We start from the raw sequence: 18,910 nt of genomic DNA, 5'->3' as shown, positions 1-18,910 counted from the left end.
TTGCTCCCTGATCACAGCCACCCAGAGAGGACCCGACGTGACGGTCTCCATTATCGGAACAGGGCAGTCGCCTTACACCCGGCATCCGGCCCCAGGGACGAACACATCCCAGGTCATCGCCCGTGCTGTCCGGAACGCCTTGAATGAGGCCAGCCTCAATCCCGCAGACGTGGACGGCTTCGCTGTCTCCAGCTTCACTCTCAACCCCGACCACGCCATTGACCTGGCCTGGCGCATGGGACTTCGCCTGACCTGGCTGATGCAGGATACGAACGGCGGGGCCAGCGCCGGCGGCATGCTCCAGCACGCGGTGCGGGCGATCGAAGCCGGTGATGCCAAGGTCATCGTCCTTGCAGCAGGAGACCTGATGGACGGACCGGCCTTCTCGCAGCTGGTGGCCAGCTATAACCGGGCCACGGAGGACCACCTCGCGCCATTGCCCATGAAGGGCCCGAACGCCCTGTTTGCAATGCTTACCACCCGCCAGATGGAGACCCTCGGGCTCACCCGTGAAGACTACGGACACATCGCCATCGCGCAGCGTGAGTGGGCTGCAGGAAATCCCGACGCTGTCTATCGGAAAGCCCTCACCATGGATGAATACCTAAGCGCGCCGATGGTCGCCACACCGTTGGGCCGCTACGACTGCGTACCCCCGGTGACCGGCGCTGACGCGGTTGTCCTCGTGGCTGACCCGGGCAGCGGCTCACCGCGGGCAAAGGTGCTCACGGTCCGCGCGTCCTACAACGCCGAACAGCAGGCCGGTGACGGGCTGGAAACCGGCCTGCGTACCTGCGCCTCCGCCGGGTGGGAAGAGTCCGGGATAGGCCCTGGCGACCTAGGGCTCGCCTGCGTCTACGACGATTACCCTGCCATGGTGGTGGCCCAGCTAGCTGACCTTGGTTTGCTGCCGGCAGAGGACGATCCCGCGAATTTCATCAAGCGTCGCATTGCCACCCGCGAGCTGCCGGTAAACACCTCCGGAGGCCAGCTCTCGGCAGGACAGGCAGGAGCAGCCGGCGGTATGCACGGGCTTGTTGAGGCAGCCCGGCAGCTGATGGGCACTGCAGGGACGCGGCAAGTTTCCGTCCGCCATGCCGTGGTCAGCGGATACGGCATGGTCCTGTACCGCTACGGTGCCTGCGCCACCATGACCGTCCTGGAGGCGGCACAATGAGCGCCCTGGTGCAGGAATGCCGGAATTGCCGCAGCCGCCTCTTCCCGGACCGCCTCTTCTGTCCGGTGTGCGGCGGGGACAGTTTCTCAACAGTTGCAGTAGGGCAGGGAACTGTCGAGCAGACCACCGCCCTTCCCGACGGAAGCGTCCTGGCAACCTTGAGCATCGACGGCGGGCTGCGTGTTATCGCCCGCCTGACAGGATCTGGCGCGCAACCGGGCCAGGATGTGCCCCTCACCAACGACCCCCACGCCGCATCCGGCGTCACAGCCTTTATACCCGTCCCCTCGAACCTGAATGAGGATCAGCCATGAGCCCCACACTTGCCGAACGGCCGCAGCGTCCCCTGACTATCCCCCAGATGCTCCTCGAGCGGGCGAGGAAGGCTCCCTCGTCACCGCTGTTCCGCTGCGGCAAGGTGAGCCGTGACAGCCAGGCAATGGTGGAGGCCGCCGCATCTACGGGCGGCATACTCCGGCGCGCCGGCATCCAGCGCGGCCAGACGGTGGCACTGATGTCCTCGAACAGGCCTGAGCTGCTCGACTTCATCCTTGGCTGTGCCTGGATCGGCGCCGTCGCAGTTCCAGTGAACACCGCCAGCCGGGGTGAACAGTTGAGGCACGTGCTGGAAAACTCCCAGGCCGTACTGGTGGTGGCAGAAGTGGAGCAGTTGCCGCACCTTGCGGCCGTGGCTCCGGAGAACCTTCGGGAAGCATGGGTCATCGACGGACCCGCCCCGGATCTGCCGGCACCCTTTGCAGTCCTGCCCATGCCGGAAACGGCTGCTGCTGTCGAACCAGTGGATGCTGCTCCGGCCGAGACCGCGGCCATCCTTTACACGTCAGGAACCACAGGAGTCTCGAAAGGTGTCCTGTGCCCCCAGGGCCAGTTCTACTGGTGGGCCGTGAATATGTCCGACCAGCTGGGGCTCGGCCCCGAGGACGTGCTGTACACGTGTTTACCGCTGTTTCACACAAACGCACTCAATGCGTTTATGCAGGCCGTCGAATGCGGGGGTGAATACGTCCTGGGCCCGCGGTTCTCCGCAACGCGCTTTTGGTCGGATGCCTCCTCGGCGGGGGCGACGGTGACCTACCTTCTCGGCGCAATGGTGGGCATACTTGCCGGCAAGGAAGCGGGGCCCGGCGAACGGGACCACCGGATCCGTCTGGCGCTCTCGCCTGCCACGCCGGCCCGGCTTATGGAACCCTTCCGTGAACGGTTCGGCGTGCTGCTGCTGGACGGATACGGCTCCACCGAAACGAATTCGGTAATCGGATCAACTCCGGCTCAGTGGCGCCCAGGCTACGTGGGCAAAGTACGGCCGGGCTTCTCCATCCGTGTGGTGGACGCCGACGGCGTGCCCGTTCCCGACGGCGTCCCGGGCGAGTTGCTGATCCGCAGCGACCAGCCGCACGCCATGGCCACCGGCTACCATGCAATGCCCGAAGCCACTACCAAAGCCTGGCAGGACTTGTGGTTCCACAGCGGAGACCGGGTTGTCCTCGACGAGGACGGGTGGGTGCGCTTCGTTGACCGAATCAAGGACGTTATCCGCCGGCGGGGGGAGAACATCTCCTCGGTTGAAGTGGAGCAGGTGCTCCGGCAGCATCCGGCCGTCCAGGACGTTGCGGTGTACGCGGTTGACTCGGAGCTGGGTGAGGACGAGGTCATGGCTGCGCTGGTCCTTCGTGAACCTGTCGATTTCGCCGAAGTGTGCGAGTTCTGCATTCCGCGGCTGGCGTCGTTCGCCATCCCGCGCTTCCTCCGGGTGGTTGACCACCTGCCGCAGACCGAGAACGGAAAGGTACGCAAGCAGGTCCTCAAGGCGGCCGGCCGTGAGGCTTCGCAGTGGGACCGGGAGGTTGCGTTTCCCCGCCAGGCAGCTGCGGCAGCTGCGGCAGCGGCCCGCTGATCCGCTGGAGGATCGCAGCCGGTTGTCTCCCTTGCCGGGGTACCACTCCCGGCAGGGGAGAGGGGAAGTACGCCAGTAGGATGAGGACATGGACCTGCGGGCGCTGCTGACCACCCACCTGAAGCTGCGCCACCTTGTGATTGTGCTTGCCATTGCAGAACACGGCAGCCTGGTCCGTGCCGCCGAAGAACTGTATCTGACACAGCCAGCGTTGAGCAGGGCATTACGTGAAGCCGAGCAGGCCGTCGGTGCGCCGCTGTTCGAGCGGACCGGCCGCCGCATGGTACCCACACCTGCAGGGCAGGTATGCCTTGAACATGCCAAGGCAATTGTGGGCCACGTGGGTACCCTGCGCCGGCGGGTGGATGAGCTCACGGACCCGGAAGCCGGCGTGGTGCGCGTTGGCGCCCACGTTACTGGCGCAAACCTGCTGCTGCCGCGGGCTGTGGCCCGATTCACTGCCGATAGGCCCCGGGTGGAGGTCCTCCTGCGCGAGGCGCCGCCCGAAGCCCTCATCCAGGAGCTGGGCAGCGGCGACCTGGACCTTCTCGTAGGCCGGGTTACGGACCATCCCAGCACCTCCCGATTGCGGCTTGTCCCGTTATACCGGGAGGAATTCCGGGTTGTTGCCGCAGTCGGCCACCCCGTGCACGCCCTTTCGGAAGCCTCACTAAAGGACCTCGTCGGGTACCCCTGGGTAGTGCCGCTGGCAAACACGCCATTGCGCGACGAACTCGAGGAGAACTTCCGCACTGCAGGCCTGGCTCCTCCCATTCAGCGGGTGGAATCCGGAACCCCGGCCACCCTGCGCACGCTCGTGGCCGAGGCCGGTTTCCTTGCCCTGATGCCGGAGTCGATGGCAGTAGCGGAACCCGGCCTGCAGATGCTCGAGCTGCACCTCGCCGGGCTCGCCCAGCAGGTTGGCATCCTGCTCCATGCGGACAGGCCACTGGCCCCCAATGCAGACCTGTTTGCCCGGAAACTCCGCGAAGTGGGCGAGGAAATCGGCCGCGATCTCCTGATGGCCCCCGCAGCAGTACGGCCAGCAAGCCCTGTTCTTTGAGCGTAGCTGTTTCAAATACTTGACGGCCGTAAAATTTTAGCTATACGATCGTCCCATGCGCGGGATCCCGCCAGCACCAATGACGACGCCGGCTGCGCGTCACGCGCGTTGTCCCAAAGGAGAAGAGACAATGACTGTTATCACCAGCAGGTTGGGAGGCAGCGACGTGGTTAAACAACACGATTCGGCTCGTCCTGAGGCCGGAAGTATCAGCGAACTCGTCGGATACACGCTGGCCCAACTCGGCGTCGGGCACGTTTTCGGCGTGGTGGGCAGCGGGAACTTCGTGGTGACCAATGCGCTGCGCCGGGCCGGCGTGCCCTATACGGCAGCCCGCCATGAAGGAGGCGCTGCCACCATGGCCGACGCCTATGGGCGCATGTCCGGAAAAGTGGGCGTCGTCTCCACCCACCAAGGCTGTGGGCTGACCAATGCGGTGACCGGCATCGGCGAAGCTGCCAAGAGCCGCACACCCGTGATCGTGCTCACGGCGGACACGGCCGCGTCCGCCGTGGGGTCCAACTTCAGGATTGACCAGGATGCGCTGGCCCGGAGTGTTGGTGCAGTGGCTGAGCGGATCCATTCACCGCAAAGCGCAGTGGCTGACACTGTTCGGGCGTACCGGACGGCAGTCAATGAGCGCAGGACGGTGGTGCTGTCGCTGCCTACTGATATCCAGGCGGCACCCGTGCCGGATGGGAACCTGGCAGCGGGACCGCTGGCACCGCCGCAGCTGTTCGCACCATCGCATGCGGCTGTTGACGAGCTGGCAGAGCTTCTCCGTAACGCCCGGCGGCCGGTCTTTGTGGCCGGCCGCGGCGGCCGTACGGCTGGACCTCAAATCGCCGCGCTGGCGGAGGCTGCGGGGGCACTTGTGGCAACATCCGCCGTAGCGCACGGCCTGTTCCAAGGTGACCCGTTCAACCTGGGCATATCGGGCGGTTTTTCCTCTCCTTTCACCGCGGCAACCATTTCTGAAGCCGACCTGATCGTCGGGTGGGGATGCGCCCTGAACATGTGGACAATGCGCCACGGTTCACTCATCAGCGCCACCGCGAAAGTAGTGCAGGTGGATCTTGAGGACCGGGCCCTTGGAGCCAACCGCCCCATCGACCTGGGAGTGCTGGGCGACAGCGCCGAAACGGCGGCGGCTGTGCTGGCCAGGCTCCGGTCCCTCGGCCACGCCCAGGTAGGCCTCCGGAGCCCGGAAATGGCGGAACGCATCGCAGCCCATGCGCGGTGGAACACCGAGCCAACAGAAGATTTGTCCACCGCGGAGACCATCGATCCCCGCGTGCTGAGCCGGGAACTGGACCGCATCCTGCCGCCGGAACGCATCGTATCCATCGATTCCGGCAACTTCATGGGCTATCCCAGCACCTACCTGTCCGTTCCGGACGAGTTCGGATTCTGCTTCACCCAGGCCTTCCAATCGATCGGCCTTGGTCTCTACACGGCTATTGGTGCTGCCAAGGCCCGGCCTGACCGGCTGCCCGTCCTGGGAGCAGGCGACGGAGGTTTCCTGATGGCCATCTCCGAACTGGAGACGCTGGTCCGCGAGCGAATCCCGCTGGTTGCCATCGTCTACAACGACTCCGCCTATGGCGCGGAAGTCCATCACTTCGACGCGGATGACGAGGACCTGGACGTCGTGCGGTTCCCGCAGGTGGACATCGCCTCGATCGCCCGCGGATATGGCGCTGCCGCGCTCACGGTCCGTACGGTGGGAGACCTTGCCGGGGTCTCGGAATGGCTGGCAGGCTCCCGCGAAGCACCCCTGGTCATTGATGCCCGCATAGCTTCCGACGGCGGTGCGTGGTGGCTGGCGGAAGCGTTTAAAGGCCACTGAATGGACTGCCTCGTCTGTGAAATATGCTTGGAAGGACTGTGACCCTGACAGAATCGAGACCCGGCCGAATGCTTGCTGTGCCTGTTCCTTCCCTGCCCCAGCAGCAGCTCATCCTGACGATCTACGGTCTCTACGGGCGCCGCGGCGGCGGCCAGCTTCCCATTTCGGTGCTGATCCAGATGCTGGGCGAGCTGGGCCACGATGCGCCCGGCGTCCGCTCGGCCGTTTCGCGGCTGAAGGCCAAAGGCGTCCTGACGAGCGTCAAGAGCGGGGGAGTGGCCAGGTACGAGCTCTCCGAGCGTTCACTGAAGCTGGTGAGTGAGGGCGATGAACGCATCTTCGCCCCCTACCGCGCAGCCACCGGAGCCCCGTGGGTCCTGGCCATCTTTTCCGTACCGGAGTCGATGCGGGACCGGCGGCACCAGTTGCGCACCGAGCTGACCAGGCTGGGTTTTGGTTCCATGGGGGCGGGCGTCTGGATCGCTCCCTCCGGAGTGCGTGAGGGCGCAAGGAAGCGGCTCGAATCCCGGGGGCTGGACGAGTACGTGGAGTTTTTCACCGGCGACTACTCAGCGGAATCAGACATGCGGGCGAAGGTGGCCCAATGGTGGGACCTGGAGGCCCTGGAGTCGCAGATCTCCGAGTTCATGGACACGTACGGCGGATCGCTGGAGGACTGGACGGCGCTGGTGGGGGATGACCCCGACAAGGCGCTGGCCTCTTCCTCGGAGGAGCTTCGCCGGGACGCTTTCCGCTACTACGTGCCCATGCTGACCCTATGGCGGCGCTTGCCCTACCGCGACCCCGGCCTGCCTCTGGAGTACCTGCCGCCGGGCTGGCAGGGGCCCGAGGCGCGCCGGATCTTCTTCAGCGTGCACCGCCTGATCGCTCCGCTCGCAGAGCTGTACGCCATGTCCCTGGTGGAGGAAGCGGAAGCAGCCTAGAAAACAAGAAGCCCGGGAACCGCAAGAGGATCCGGCCGGCCGCTTGGCCGGCCGGATCCTCTTTTGCTTTCCCGGGTCAGCGTTCGCTGATGACGGCGATGGCCTGGATCTCGATCAACGCCTCTTCCTGCCACAGGCGGGTGACGCCGATGCCTGCCATGGCCGGGTATTGCGAACCCGCCATATCACGCCAGATCCGGCCAATTTCGCGTCCATGGGCCATGTAGTCCTCCACGTCCGTGAGGAAGATGGTCACGTTGACCAGGTCGTCGGGCTGGCCGCCGGCCTCGCGGAGTGTGGTGAGGACGTTCGAGAACGCCTGCGTAAACTGCTCCACGATCCCGCCGGGGACGATCTTCATGTCCTTGTCCAGCGCCGTCTGGCCGCCCAGGAACACCGTATTCCCGGCGAGAATCCCGTGCGCGAACCCGGACGGTTTGGGAAGGGATTCCGGGTTGACCGTCTTGTGGCCCATGCTGTTCCTCCTGCTGTGTGGCTTCTGAAAAAGTTCCGGAAAGGCTCTGTGCAGATCAATTCCGCCGTGCTACGTTGAGCATATGTGACGATCGTAAAAAAGTCGACACATCATCTCGAAGGGACAGAATCAATGAAACTCGCCACCTTGCGCACAGCCGGACAGGGAACGACGGCGGCACTCGCCACGGGTGCCGACGCCTACCTTGCGCTCCCGGCCTCCGACGTCGGGGAACTGCTGGCCCGGGCGGACTGGCGGGATGTGGTCCGCGAGGCCGCTGGTGCAGAGAAGCCGGTGGTGATTGAAGCGGCGGACGCTGACTACGCCCCCCTTCTTCCCCGCGCCGGCAAGGTCATCTGCTGCGGACTGAACTACGCGGACCACATCCAGGAGATGGGCAGGGAACTTCCCCTGTACCCCACCCTGTTCGCCAAGTACGCGGACACCCTGGTGGGAGCGGCCGACACCATCGAGGTCCACGGAAGCGACCGCGTCGACTGGGAAGCCGAGCTGGCCGTCGTCGTCGGTTCAGAACTGTTCCGGGCCGACGAGGACGGGGCAGCAGCGGCAATAGCCGGCTATACGGTCGCCAATGACGTCTCCATGCGCGACTGGCAAAACCGGACACTGCAGTGGTTCCAGGGCAAGGCATTCGACGCCACCACCCCGGTGGGACCCGTCCTGATCACGGCAGACGAGGCCGGCGAAACCTTCGACGTCGTTGGCTATGTCAACGGCGACGTCGTCCAAAAAGGCAACACCGGCACCCTGGTGTTCGGCCCGGCAAAACTGCTTTCCTACATCTCCCAGTTCACCACCCTGCGCCCCGGGGACCTCGTCCTGACAGGAACGCCCGGAGGAGTGGGCATGGGCATGACACCGCCCCGGTTCCTGAACGACGGCGACGTGCTCACCACCGAAATCACCGGAATCGGACGCCTTGAAAACGTCGTCCGCATCCGTCCAACATCAACCAAGGAGTGACCGCAATGAACCAGACAGCCACCGATTACCGCCTCGAAGGCGACAACTCCATCTATGCCCAGGCCGACGGCAAGGTGGTCCCCGTGGTGACCCGGGCCGGGCACGAGGACACCAACACGGCCCAGTCAGGGGACTGCATCCGCGTCTCGGGCGTCAGCATCCAGCACACCCCTGCCACTAAGATCTGGTTCGGCCAGGTGTCCAACACCCCCGGGTACCGCTCCCTTCCGCACCACCACGGCGAGGCTGAAACCGGCGGCTACGTGCTGCGCGGCCACGGCCGGATCTACTTCGGGGAACACTTCCAGGAATTCCTCGACATGAAGGCCGGCGACTGGGTCTTCGTCCCGCCGTTCATGCCCCATGTGGAGGCAAACATGTCCGTCACCGAGGAGCTCGTCTGGCTGACCGCCCGCACCCCGGAGAACCTGGTGGTCAACCTCGACGACGTGGCCGACGAGACCCTCGCCGGCTACCGCAGGGCCTGACCGCGATGATCACGGGCACCCTCACCTCGGAGACGTTCCTGCGGGCCATGGAGCTGACGCCCGCTCCGGCCGAGGTTTACGACGAGGCCTATGAGGCCACTACCCAGTACGTACCCTGGCCGAAGGCCTACGGCGGGGACATGGTGGCCCAGGCGGCAGCGGCCATGATGCGCTCAGTCGATGAAGACAGGGCGCTGCACTCAATGCACAGCTACTTCATGCGGCCGGTCGACGTCGGGGCAACCATCCGCTACGAAGTGGAGCGCCTGCGTGACGGCCGGGGGTACTCCACCCGGACAGTGCGTGGATTCCAGAACGGCAAGGCTGTCTACGCCGCGATGGGTTCGTTCCAGGTTCCCGAGGACGGCCCGGACTTCCAGCCTGAAGTTCCCGCCGCCGTCGAACCTGACTCGTTGCGCAGCGCAGCTGAAAGCCTGGCGGGAGCCGAAGGGCCGGCCGCCAACTACTGGTCCGCCGGGCGCAGCTTCGACATGCGGCATGTCCCGGGACCTGTCTACGTTGAGCTCGAGGGCGGCCCCGTGGCCCAGCAGGCCATCTGGGTCAAGGCCTTCGACGCCCTGCCGGACGACGCAGACCTCCACCGCTCCGCCCTTGCCTATGTCTGCGACTACACCATCCTCGAACCGCTCCTGAGGGTCAACGGACTCCACTGGTCCAGCCCCGGACTCGCCACCGCCAGCCTGGACCACTCCATGTGGTTCCACCGCGACGGCCGTGCGGACGAATGGATCCTTTACGCCCAGGAGGCCGTGTCCGGCCAAAGCAACAGGGGCCTGGCCATGGGCCGCTTCTTTGACCGCCAGGGACGGCTCCTTGCCACCGTCGCCCAAGAGGGCATGATCCGCCCAGGCGCCTGACCCCCCTCATACACCCAACCATCAGCCTCACCGGCGCACCACTGAAAGGAACGGCCATGAGCATGACGCCATCGGCCCACGTGGACACGTTCACCCGCGACCACCTGCCGCCCGCCGACACCTGGCCGGCGCTCGAATTCACCCTTCCAGAACTCCAGTACCCTGAACGGCTTAACGCCGCCGTTGCGCTCATCGACAGTGCCGTCGCCGAGCACGGCGCGGACCGGCCCGCGCTGCGAACCCCGGGCGGTCCCGTCTGGACCTACGGGGAACTTCAAAAGCGCGCCAACCAGGTAGCCCAGGTCCTCACGGAAGACCTCGGTGTGGTGCCCGGGAACCGCGTGCTGCTCCGCGGTCCCAACAATCCGTGGATTGTCGCCGCCTGGCTGGGTGTACTGAAGGCCGGGGCAGTCGTGGTGACCACCATGCCCATGCTGCGCTCCGCCGAAGTCGCTTCCCTGATCCAGCTCACCAAACCCGTCGTTGCCATCTCGGATCACCGCTTCATTGCCGAGCTCGCCCTGGCGGCAGGGGAGGACGTCTCCGTCCTGCCCTACGGAAGCGATGATGACGGCGACCTCACTTTGCGCTGTGCTTCTAAAAGCGGGCGGTTCACGGCTGTGGATACCGCAGCCGACGACGTCGCGCTCTTGGGACCGACCTCGGGCACCACCGGCGCGCCGAAGGTGACCATGCACTTCCACCGGGACATCCTGGCCAATGCCGACACCTTCGCCCGGCACATCCTGCAACCCACCGCGGACGACGTCTTTGCGGGTTCACCGCCCCTGGCCTTTACTTTCGGGCTGGGCGGACTCGTGGTCTTTCCCTTACGGTTCGGCGCATCATCTCTGCTCACTGAAAGGGCTGGACCGGTGGAGCTCGCCGAACATGCTGCAGTTGCCGGGGCTACCGTTCTCTTCACTGCCCCCACTGCATACCGTGCCATTCTCAAGGAGGGGCGAGGCGACCTGCTCCGCGGCCTGCGGATTGCCGTTTCCGCGGGCGAGCATCTGTCCAAGGAGACGTGGGAGGCTGTCCACGAGGCAACCGGACTGCGACTGATCAACGGAATCGGTTCCACGGAGCTGCTGCACGTTTTTATTTCCGCGGCGGGGGATGACATCCGTCCCGGTACCACAGGCCGGGCTGTCCCGGGCTACCGGGCCACCATCCTTGACGGCGAAGGCAATGAGGTCGGGCCTGGACAGAGCGGCCGCCTTGCAGTCATCGGTCCCACCGGCTGCCGCTACCTCGATGACGCACGGCAAGCAAACTATGTGGTCAGCGGCTGGAACGTCACAGGTGACACCTTCGTCATGGACGAGGACGGCTACTTCACGTACCAGGCCCGGTCGGACAACATGATCGTCTCCTCCGGCTACAACATCGGCGCTCCCGAGGTGGAAGCGGCCATCGACCAGCATCCCGATGTGGTCGAAAACGCCGTAATTGGCCGCCCCGACCCCGAGCGGGGCAGTGTGGTGTGCGCCTTCGTGGTGCTGCGCGACGGCGTCATCGGCGACGCCGGCAAGCGCAAGGAAATCCAGGACTTCGTGAAAGCGACCATCGCGCCCTACAAGTACCCGCGGGACATCCGCTTCGTCACCGAGCTGCCGCGCAACCCCAGCGGCAAACTGCAGCACTTCAAACTCCGCGACTCCATCGCGGACGAAACCCAAGAACTCACCCCCGCCGGCCAGAGCCAGGCGTGAGAAGGAGCAGAACCATGAAAATCGCAATTGTTGGAGGCGGCCCGGGCGGCCTGTACTTCGCAGCACTGATGAAACAGCTGGACCCGGCCCACGAGATCACGCTCTGGGAACGGAACGCTGCGAGAGACACCTTCGGCTTCGGCGTCGTCTTTTCCGACGAAACCCTGGGCGGGATCGGCAACGCTGACCCCGTTGTGGCCGATTACATGAGCCGTCGTTTCGCCCGCTGGGCTGACATCGACATCCACTTCGGCGGGAAAATGATCAGCGTGGGCGGCCAGGGTTTCGCTGCCATGAGCCGCAAGGAACTGTTGGAGCTGCTTCAGCGCCGCTGCGCGGAGCTCAACGTTGACCTGCGCTTCCAGACCTTGGCCCCTGCCATTGAAGAGCTCGAAGCCAACTACGATCTGGTCTTGGCCGCGGACGGCGTCAACTCGCAGATCAGGACAAAGTACGCCGATGCCTTTGGCCCTGACCTGGATCCGCGCACCAACAAGTTCATGTGGCTCGGCACGGACCAAGTCTTTGAGGCCTTCAAGTTCTTTGTGAAAGAGACCGAGTGGGGCGTCATGCAGATCCACGGCTACCCGTACTCGGACGAGGGTTCCACGTTCATCGTTGAGATGCACGAGGACGTGTGGCGCGCCGCCGGCTTCGACGAAACCGCGAATGAAGTCTTCCCGCCAGGTGTCTCTGACGAGAAGGCGATCGCCAAGATCCGTGAAATTTTCGCTGAGGAGCTGGAGGGTTACGAAGTCCTCGCCAACAACTCCAAATGGCTGAACTTCAACACCGTCCGCAATCAGAGCTGGAGCAAGGGCAACATTGTCCTCATTGGGGACGCTGCCCACACGGCACACTTCTCCATCGGTTCAGGCACCAAACTGGCCATGGAGGACTCGCTGGCCTTGGCCGCCTGCCTGCATGAACATACTGACGTCGAATCTGCACTTGCCGCCTACGAGGCCGAACGGCGTCCTGTGGTGGCCTCCACCCAGCGTGCTGCCCAGGCATCCCTTGAATGGTTCGAGCGGATCGGCCAGTACAAGGACCAGGACCCCACACAGTTCGCCTTCAACCTGCTGACCCGCAGCCGCCGCATCACCCAGGAGAATCTGCGCCTTCGCGACCCGGAGTTCGCCGCGGCCGTGGAGCGGAATTTTGCCGAATCTCAGGGCCTGACACAGGTCGCGCCGGCCATGTTCCAGCCCTTCCGCATCGGCGGGCTGGAACTGAAGAACCGCGTGGTGGTCTCTCCCATGGACATGTACTCCGCCGTTGACGGTATCCCCGGCGACTTTCACAAAGTTCACCTCGGATCCAAGGCCCTGGGCGGTGCGGCCCTGGTGATGACCGAAATGGTGTGTGTCTCCGAAGCGGGCCGGATCACCCCCGGCTGCACCGGCCTTTACACCGACGACCAGCTGGACAGCTGGAAGGAAATCGTGGACTTCGTCCACAGCCAGTCCACCGCCAAGATCGGCGCCCAGATCGGCCACTCGGGCCGCAAGGGCTCCACCAAGCTCATGTGGGTAGGCATCGACGAACCTCTGGAGGCCGGAAACTGGCAGGCCGTTGGTCCCTCCGCCCTCGCCTACGGCCCGCGGAACCAGGTTCCCCTGGAGCTGGACCGCGCCGGGATGGACTCGATCAAAGAGGAGTTCGTCGCCGCCACGTTGCGGGCCGAGGAAGCCGGATTCGACCTGCTCGAAGTCCATGCAGCCCACGGCTACCTGCTGTCCTCATTCCTCTCGCCGGTTTCCAACCGCCGGACCGACGAGTACGGCGGCAACCTGGAGAACCGGCTGCGGTTCCCCCTGGAGGTCTTCGACGCCGTCCGCGCAGCCTGGCCGGCGGACAAGCCAGTGACGGTGCGCATCTCGGCAACGGACTGGATCGAGGGCGGCAACACCTCCGACGATTCCATCGAAATCGCCCGGGCCTTCGTAGCCCACGGCGCAGCCGGCCTGGACGTCTCCACCGGCCAGGTGGCCAAGGAGGAAAAGCCGGCCTTCGGCCGCAGCTACCAAACCCCGTTCGCTGACCGCATCCGCCAGGAAGTGGCCGCACCGGCAGGCGCGGCAGTGATCGCCGTCGGCGCCATCTCCAGCTACGACGACGTCAACTCCATCCTCCTCGCAGGCCGCGCCGACCTCATCGCCCTGGGCCGCACCCACCTGTACGACCCCCAGTGGACCCTGCACGCAGCGGCGGACCAGGGCTACCAGGGCCCGGGCGCCACATGGATCCCGCAATTCCGCGCGGGCCGCCGCAAGCCGCCAAGCTCCCGCACCGATGCTGTACGTCCCCGCTTGTCCCTATTGAAGGAACCAGATGCTGAAACCACCAACCCACATCTTCGCTGGACCCCCGCTTCCTCCTCGACACCGGTCCTGGTGAAGTAGCCATGGCAAACGCACCTGTGACGGACTGGAAAGTCCCCTCCCGCACCACCGGACTCGTCCTCTTCTGCTGCTGGCTGGCCATCCTGGCCGAAGGCTACGACGTCGGCGTCCTCGGCGCCGTCCTACCGGCGCTGGCCGAGTACAAAGAATGGAACCTCAGTCCACTCGCCCTTGGCGGGCTGGGATCGTACGCACTGGTAGGCATGCTGATCGGCGCTCTCTTCATAGGCACCCTCAGCGACCTCGTGGGCCGGAAGAAGATGCTGCTGGCCTCCATGGCCATCTTTACGCTGACCCAGGCCGGGGCAGCTTGGGCGCCCACCCCGGAACTGTTCGGACTCTTCCGCCTGATCGGCGGCCTGGGCATGGGCGGCATCATTCCCGTGGCAGCTGCGCTGACCATCGAATACTCGGCTCCCAACAAGCGCTCTTTCAACTATGGCCTTATGTACTCCGGGTACTCGCTGGGCATCGTGGCTGCCGCCCTGGCTGCAATGTTCGTCCTGCCCTTGGGCGGCTGGCGGGCGGTGATCGCGATCGGCGCCGCACCGATCGTGCTGCTCCCAATCATCTGGAAACTACTCCCCGAATCGCTCGATTACCTCGAGACCAAGGGACGCAGATCCGAGGCGAAAGCCCTGGCCGCCAAGCTCAACATAGCCGATTACACGCCAGTGGCTGCGCCTGCGCCGGCCACCTCCGGGGCAGTGGCGGAACCGTGGTGGAAGACCATCACCACCATGTTCTCCCGCAAGTACCTGCGCTCCACCGTCTTCTTCTGGATCTCGCTCTTCTGCGGCCTGCTCCTCGTCTACGGCCTGAACACCTGGCTGCCGAGCATCATGAAGAAGGCCGGCTACGACCTGGGCTCATCACTGACCTTCCTGCTGGTCTTCAGCCTTGCTTCCGCCATCGGCGGCCTGCTCCTGGGCCGAGCCGCAGACAAGTACGGCAAGAAGCTCATCCTCGTGGTGTTCTACATCCTGGGCGGCCTGGGCATCATGCTGCTGGTCTTCCCGAACACCATGGTGGTCAACCTGCTGTTCGTCGCCTTCGCCGGCATCGGGTCCATCTCCACGTCCCTGGTCCTGACCGGCTACATCGCCGACTACTACCCCGCCAAGATCCGTGGCACCGCCACAGGATGGGCCCTGAGCTTCGCCAGGCTGGGCGCCATCTCCGGCCCCTTGATCGGCGGCTGGATCGCCGGTTCCAAACTGCCGTTCGAGGCCAACTTCGCGATCTTCGCCGGAATCGCGGTGCTTGCCGCCGCGGCGGTAGCGATGATTCCCAAGCCGCTGGCCGAACCGCTGGTTCCTTCGAATGCTGCCGACGGCGACACTGACGAAGAGGTCGCCGGAATCGGCGCCCGCTAGGAGAATCATGGATCACGCTGACATACGGGGGAGTGCCTCCACGGCGCGTGCTGCAGGCCCGGGCACGCCGTTTCCGGAGGCAAGCGTTGAGCGGACAGTGGAGTGGGTGGATACCGATGCCTCGGGACACCAGCACAATTCCGCCATCCTGCGGTGGGTGGAGGCGGCAGAGGCGGAACTGTTCCGCAGCTTGCGGCTGCCCGAATACTTTCCTTGCGCGCCCCGTGTCCAGCAGGTGGTCAATTACAAGGCAAAGCTGTGGTTCGGCCAGCGCGTGAGGGCAACGGTGAAAATCAACGCGCTTGGCCGGACCTCGCTGACCATGGGTTTCGAGGTCCGGGGCGAATCTACCTTTGCTCCCGACGGCGCCCATCCCGACTTCGGTACGGTGGCGGCTTTCGGCACGGTCACCACGGCGTACGTCCCGGCGGGAGCCGCGGCTGCCCAGCCCTGGCCTGAGCACTTCGTCAGGGCCCTGCGGGGCTCTGCTGAGTGACCCGGCGGCAGAACGACTAAGAGTTCCAAGGTGCATTTTGTTATGACGAGGATGTTGATCATTGGACCACCCGGATCCGGCAAGGGAACCCAGGCGGAGCGGATTTCAGCCCGTCTTGGCGTGGTTGCCATTTCCACAGGTGAGATTTTCCGTGCCAATGTGCAGGGCCAGACCCGTCTTGGCCTGGAAGCCAGGAAGTACATGGACGCTGGCGACTTCGTTCCGGACAGCGTCACCAACAAGAGGTGCGTAACCGCCTCAGCGGACCCGACGTGGACCACGGCTTTATGCTGGACGGCTATCCGCGGACGTCGCGCAGGCGGACTACCTGGACCAGATCCTCGCCGAAGGCGGCCAGGAGCTCGATACCGTACTGCAGCTGACGGCAGGCAATGACGAACTCATTGACCGCCTGCTTGACCGGGCGAAGGAAACCGGCCGCTCCGACGACAATGAGGCCGTCATCCGCCACCGCCTGGACCTCTACCATGAGCAAACCAGCGCCGTTGTGGATCAGTATGCACGGCGCGGCATCCTGACCCAGGTCGATGGCATGGGCAGCATCGAGGAGGTCACCGAGCGCGTGCTCGGCTGCAGTCGAACGCTTTAAACCCAGTTTGGCGTTGCGGAGGTATTGGTTGACCATCTCCGGTTGCGCCGACTGTCGTTTGTTCTTCGCTGCTACACCGGGGGCGTGTATTACGTTGCTTTGAGATCTTCTTCCCCGCTGAGCGCATTGTGGAACTGGCTCTCCATCTCCTGACGGAAAGAATCGATGTCACCCGCCAAAGCAAGCTCGGCCAGTCTCTCGTGCTCAACGGCGATTTCGTGGAGGTCACTGTATGTAGGATGGTCGACGGCGAAATAGAGCCGCAACTTGTTCTCCCAACCGTTCCACAGAGCCTGCAAGGCGGCGTTTCCCGAGAATTCGTAGAAGAGCCTGTGGAAGCGGAGGTGGGCGTCGATGCTTGCCGGGATATCGTTGGTGTCCGTGGCCCTGTATAGTTCCTCGATTGTCTGCTTCAACCGAAGCCGCTCAGGACCGCGCAACGTTGCGGCCGAGAGCTCAGCAGCGTAAGGCTCGACAAGCATGCGAATCGATGCGATCTCGGCGACGTCGCGGGCGCTTACTTCCACAACAAACGATCCCTTGAAGGGGATCTTCACGACCAGCCCTTCCTCTTCAAGCCGGGTGAGCGCCTCACGCAGGGGGGACCGGCTGATCCCGAGATCGGTGGCAATATGCGTCTCGCGCAGCTGTTCCCCCGGAGGCACGGTTCCATCCAGGATGGCTGTACGAAGCACACGGTACACGCCGTCAGGCGTAGTGGTCCGCTGTTCGTGCCACTGAAACTTGCTGCCCATGAGGCCCCCTCTGTCGATTGTCGATTATACCGCGGTCAAGGACGTCCTAACGGTCTGCCCTTATCGTCGCGGCCCCGCTGGAGAATGGTGCTGCGGTTAGGAGAAATCCAACAGCCTGCGGGCGGCGGCAGATTCGACGGACTCACGAACCTCGTAGATCTCCCTTAGACCATGCGTTCTTACTTCCAGGACGAAACACCATAGTTGCGCCGGCTGACGAGGAATTCTCCTCGCACAACCGCTGCAGTGCTACTGCTCCAAGATGTCGTTCCGATGGCACCAATGACATCCCATTCATCTCCCGCTTCGCCGTTCTGCATATTGTCTAGACCGCTATCGCGGTGTATTTGTACTCGAGGAATTCTTCGATGCCGATTTTGCCGCCTTCGCGTCCCAGTCCGGACTGCTTAATGCCGCCGAATGGTGCGGCCGGGTTGGAGACAACCCGGTGTTAATGCCGACCATTCCGACTTCGAGTTCTTGGGAGAATCGCAGGGCCTTGCCCATGTTTTCGGTTAAGACGTAGCCCACGAGGCCCCGTTGGGTGTTGTTGGCGACGCGGAGGACTTCGTCTTCGCTGTCGAAGTGGGTGATTGCTGCTACCGGTCCGAAGATCTCAGTGCTCATTAGGTCGGCGTTCAGGGGCACGTCGGTCAGGACGGTGGGAGTGTAGAAGTAGCCCGGACCTTCGGGGCGGGTGCCGCCAGTGAGGACCCGTGCGCCCTTGGACACGGCGTCGGCCACGAGGCTTTCGACCTTGTCCAGGCCCTTCTGCTCGATCAGGGGACCGACTTCGGTCCCGGGCAGGGCGCCGTTACCGACCTGCAGTTCGGAGATCTTCTAGGCGAACTTATCGCTGAATTCCCCGACGACGGACCGGTGCACGAAGAAGCGGTTCGCCGCGGTGCAGGCTTCACCCATGTTCCGCATTTTGGCTTTCATGGCGCCGTCGGCTGCCTTTTCAATGTCTGCGTCGGCCAGGACGATGAACGGGGCGTTTCCGCCCAGTTCAATCGAGGAGCGCATGACGTTGTCTGCGGCCTGGCGCAGCAGGATCTTGCCTACCTGGGTGGATCCGGTGAAGCTGATCTTGCGGGCAATGCCGCTGCTGGTCCAGTTCTCCACCACGCTGGCGGCGCTGGTAGTGGTGACGACGTTCAGGACGCCGTCGGGCAAGCCTGCCTCCCGGAAGAGCTGTACCAGGGCGAGGGATGTCAGGGGCGTCAGTTCGGCGGGTTTGAAGACCATGGTGCAACCGGCGGCAATGGCTGGGGCGATCTTGCGGGCGCCCATGGCCAGCGGGAAGTTCCAGGGGGTGACCAGCACGCAGGGACCCACGGGTTCCTTGGTTATCATGATCCGGATGTTGCCGTCCACGGAGGCGGTATGGTCACCACCGATGCGAACGGCTTCTTCGGAGAACCAGCGGAGCATTTCGGCACCGTAGGCCACCTCGCCCCGTGCTTCGGCCAGGGGTTTGCCCATCTCCGCTGTCATGATGGCTGCGAGCCGGTCGGTGTTGGCCACGACCAACTCGAAGGCGCGGCGCAGAATATCGGCACGTTCGCGGGGTGTGGACTTCGCCCAGGCAGCCTGGGCGCGGCCCGCAGCCTGAATGGCCCGGGCCGTGTCCTCAGGGCCACCGTCTGCGACGTGGGCGATGACCTCATGGGTGGCCGGATTCTCCACCCGGAAAGTGGCGCCGCTGGCGGCCTTCTGCCAGACGCCATCGATGAACAGTTCGGTGTGAAGACCTCCCGGGTCAAATGAGGAGCTCATG

15 protein-coding genes and 2 pseudogenes are annotated in these 18,910 nt (G+C 64.4%); 14 read left to right on the top strand and 3 right to left on the bottom strand.

Annotated elements, in window-relative coordinates:
- Positions 1 to 37: 37 nt before the first annotated feature.
- The 6 genes from QF038_RS11275 to QF038_RS11250 all read left to right on the top strand — a co-directional run bounded on the left by QF038_RS11275 (position 38) and on the right by QF038_RS11250 (position 6,948).
- Positions 38 to 1,177, top strand: a complete 1,140-nt coding sequence (locus QF038_RS11275) for a thiolase family protein (protein ID WP_307610224.1) — start codon at positions 38 to 40, stop codon at positions 1,175 to 1,177.
- Complete coding sequence (locus QF038_RS11270; protein ID WP_307610223.1) at positions 1,174 to 1,491, top strand: zinc ribbon domain-containing protein; 318 nt, start codon at positions 1,174 to 1,176, stop codon at positions 1,489 to 1,491. The genes QF038_RS11275 and QF038_RS11270 overlap by 4 nt, the downstream gene beginning before the upstream one ends.
- Positions 1,488 to 3,092 (top strand): ATP-dependent acyl-CoA ligase, encoded by a 1,605-nt coding sequence (locus QF038_RS11265; protein ID WP_307610222.1) that lies wholly within the window; start codon positions 1,488 to 1,490, stop codon positions 3,090 to 3,092. The genes QF038_RS11270 and QF038_RS11265 overlap by 4 nt, the downstream gene beginning before the upstream one ends.
- Before the next feature lie 88 nt (positions 3,093 to 3,180).
- Complete coding sequence (locus tag QF038_RS11260) at positions 3,181 to 4,155, top strand: LysR substrate-binding domain-containing protein (RefSeq protein WP_307610221.1); 975 nt, start codon at positions 3,181 to 3,183, stop codon at positions 4,153 to 4,155.
- Between the two features lie 130 nt (positions 4,156 to 4,285).
- Entirely contained in the window at positions 4,286 to 6,004 is a 1,719-nt protein-coding gene (locus QF038_RS11255; protein WP_307610220.1) for a thiamine pyrophosphate-binding protein, read from the top strand.
- Between the two features lie 68 nt (positions 6,005 to 6,072).
- Positions 6,073 to 6,948, top strand: coding sequence for a PaaX family transcriptional regulator C-terminal domain-containing protein (locus tag QF038_RS11250; RefSeq protein ID WP_307610219.1), 876 nt, complete (start codon positions 6,073 to 6,075; stop codon positions 6,946 to 6,948).
- Between the two features lie 76 nt (positions 6,949 to 7,024).
- Here QF038_RS11250 and QF038_RS11245 read toward each other — a convergent pair whose 3' ends face one another.
- Positions 7,025 to 7,423, bottom strand: a complete 399-nt coding sequence (locus QF038_RS11245; protein ID WP_307610218.1) for a RidA family protein — start codon at positions 7,421 to 7,423, stop codon at positions 7,025 to 7,027.
- Positions 7,424 to 7,555: 132 nt separating this feature from the next.
- Between QF038_RS11245 and QF038_RS11240 the strand changes: the two genes are divergently transcribed.
- The 8 genes and pseudogenes from QF038_RS11240 (at position 7,556) to QF038_RS11205 (ending at position 16,375) form a co-directional block, all read left to right on the top strand.
- The gene (locus QF038_RS11240) at positions 7,556 to 8,407 is read left to right on the top strand and encodes a fumarylacetoacetate hydrolase family protein (RefSeq protein WP_307610217.1); all 852 of its coding nucleotides are present in this window, start codon (positions 7,556 to 7,558) and stop codon (positions 8,405 to 8,407) included.
- Positions 8,408 to 8,412: 5 nt separating this feature from the next.
- Positions 8,413 to 8,895, top strand: coding sequence for a cupin domain-containing protein (locus QF038_RS11235; protein WP_307610216.1), 483 nt, complete (start codon positions 8,413 to 8,415; stop codon positions 8,893 to 8,895).
- A 5-nt stretch (positions 8,896 to 8,900) separates the two neighbouring features.
- Positions 8,901 to 9,773, top strand: coding sequence for an acyl-CoA thioesterase II (locus tag QF038_RS11230; RefSeq protein WP_307610215.1), 873 nt, complete (start codon positions 8,901 to 8,903; stop codon positions 9,771 to 9,773).
- A 56-nt stretch (positions 9,774 to 9,829) separates the two neighbouring features.
- A complete protein-coding gene (locus QF038_RS11225) occupies positions 9,830 to 11,488 on the top strand; it encodes an AMP-binding protein (RefSeq protein ID WP_307610214.1) in 1,659 nt (552 codons plus the stop codon).
- Positions 11,489 to 11,502: 14 nt separating this feature from the next.
- Positions 11,503 to 13,893: a bifunctional salicylyl-CoA 5-hydroxylase/oxidoreductase gene (locus QF038_RS11220; protein WP_307610213.1), complete on the top strand. Its 2,391-nt coding sequence runs from the start codon at positions 11,503 to 11,505 to the stop codon at positions 13,891 to 13,893.
- Positions 13,894 to 13,895: 2 nt separating this feature from the next.
- Positions 13,896 to 15,269, top strand: coding sequence for an MFS transporter (locus tag QF038_RS11215; protein WP_307610212.1), 1,374 nt, complete (start codon positions 13,896 to 13,898; stop codon positions 15,267 to 15,269).
- A gap of 7 nt (positions 15,270 to 15,276) precedes the next feature.
- Positions 15,277 to 15,765, top strand: a complete 489-nt coding sequence (locus QF038_RS11210; RefSeq protein ID WP_307610211.1) for a thioesterase family protein — start codon at positions 15,277 to 15,279, stop codon at positions 15,763 to 15,765.
- Positions 15,766 to 15,807: 42 nt separating this feature from the next.
- Positions 15,808 to 16,375, top strand: a pseudogene (locus tag QF038_RS11205) (adenylate kinase).
- An 89-nt stretch (positions 16,376 to 16,464) separates the two neighbouring features.
- On the opposite strand, the gene QF038_RS11200 reads toward QF038_RS11205, so the two are convergent.
- A complete protein-coding gene (locus tag QF038_RS11200) occupies positions 16,465 to 17,130 on the bottom strand; it encodes a GntR family transcriptional regulator (RefSeq protein ID WP_307610210.1) in 666 nt (221 codons plus the stop codon).
- A 325-nt stretch (positions 17,131 to 17,455) separates the two neighbouring features.
- Positions 17,456 to 18,909 (bottom strand): annotated as a pseudogene (locus QF038_RS11195) (NAD-dependent succinate-semialdehyde dehydrogenase).
- Position 18,910: the final 1 nt, after the last annotated feature.

It is taken from the genome of Pseudarthrobacter sp. W1I19, from assembly GCF_030817835.1.
Classification (GTDB): domain Bacteria; phylum Actinomycetota; class Actinomycetes; order Actinomycetales; family Micrococcaceae; genus Arthrobacter.
Note: the sequence above shows the minus strand (reverse complement) of the source record. Positions and strands in the feature narration are given on the sequence as shown.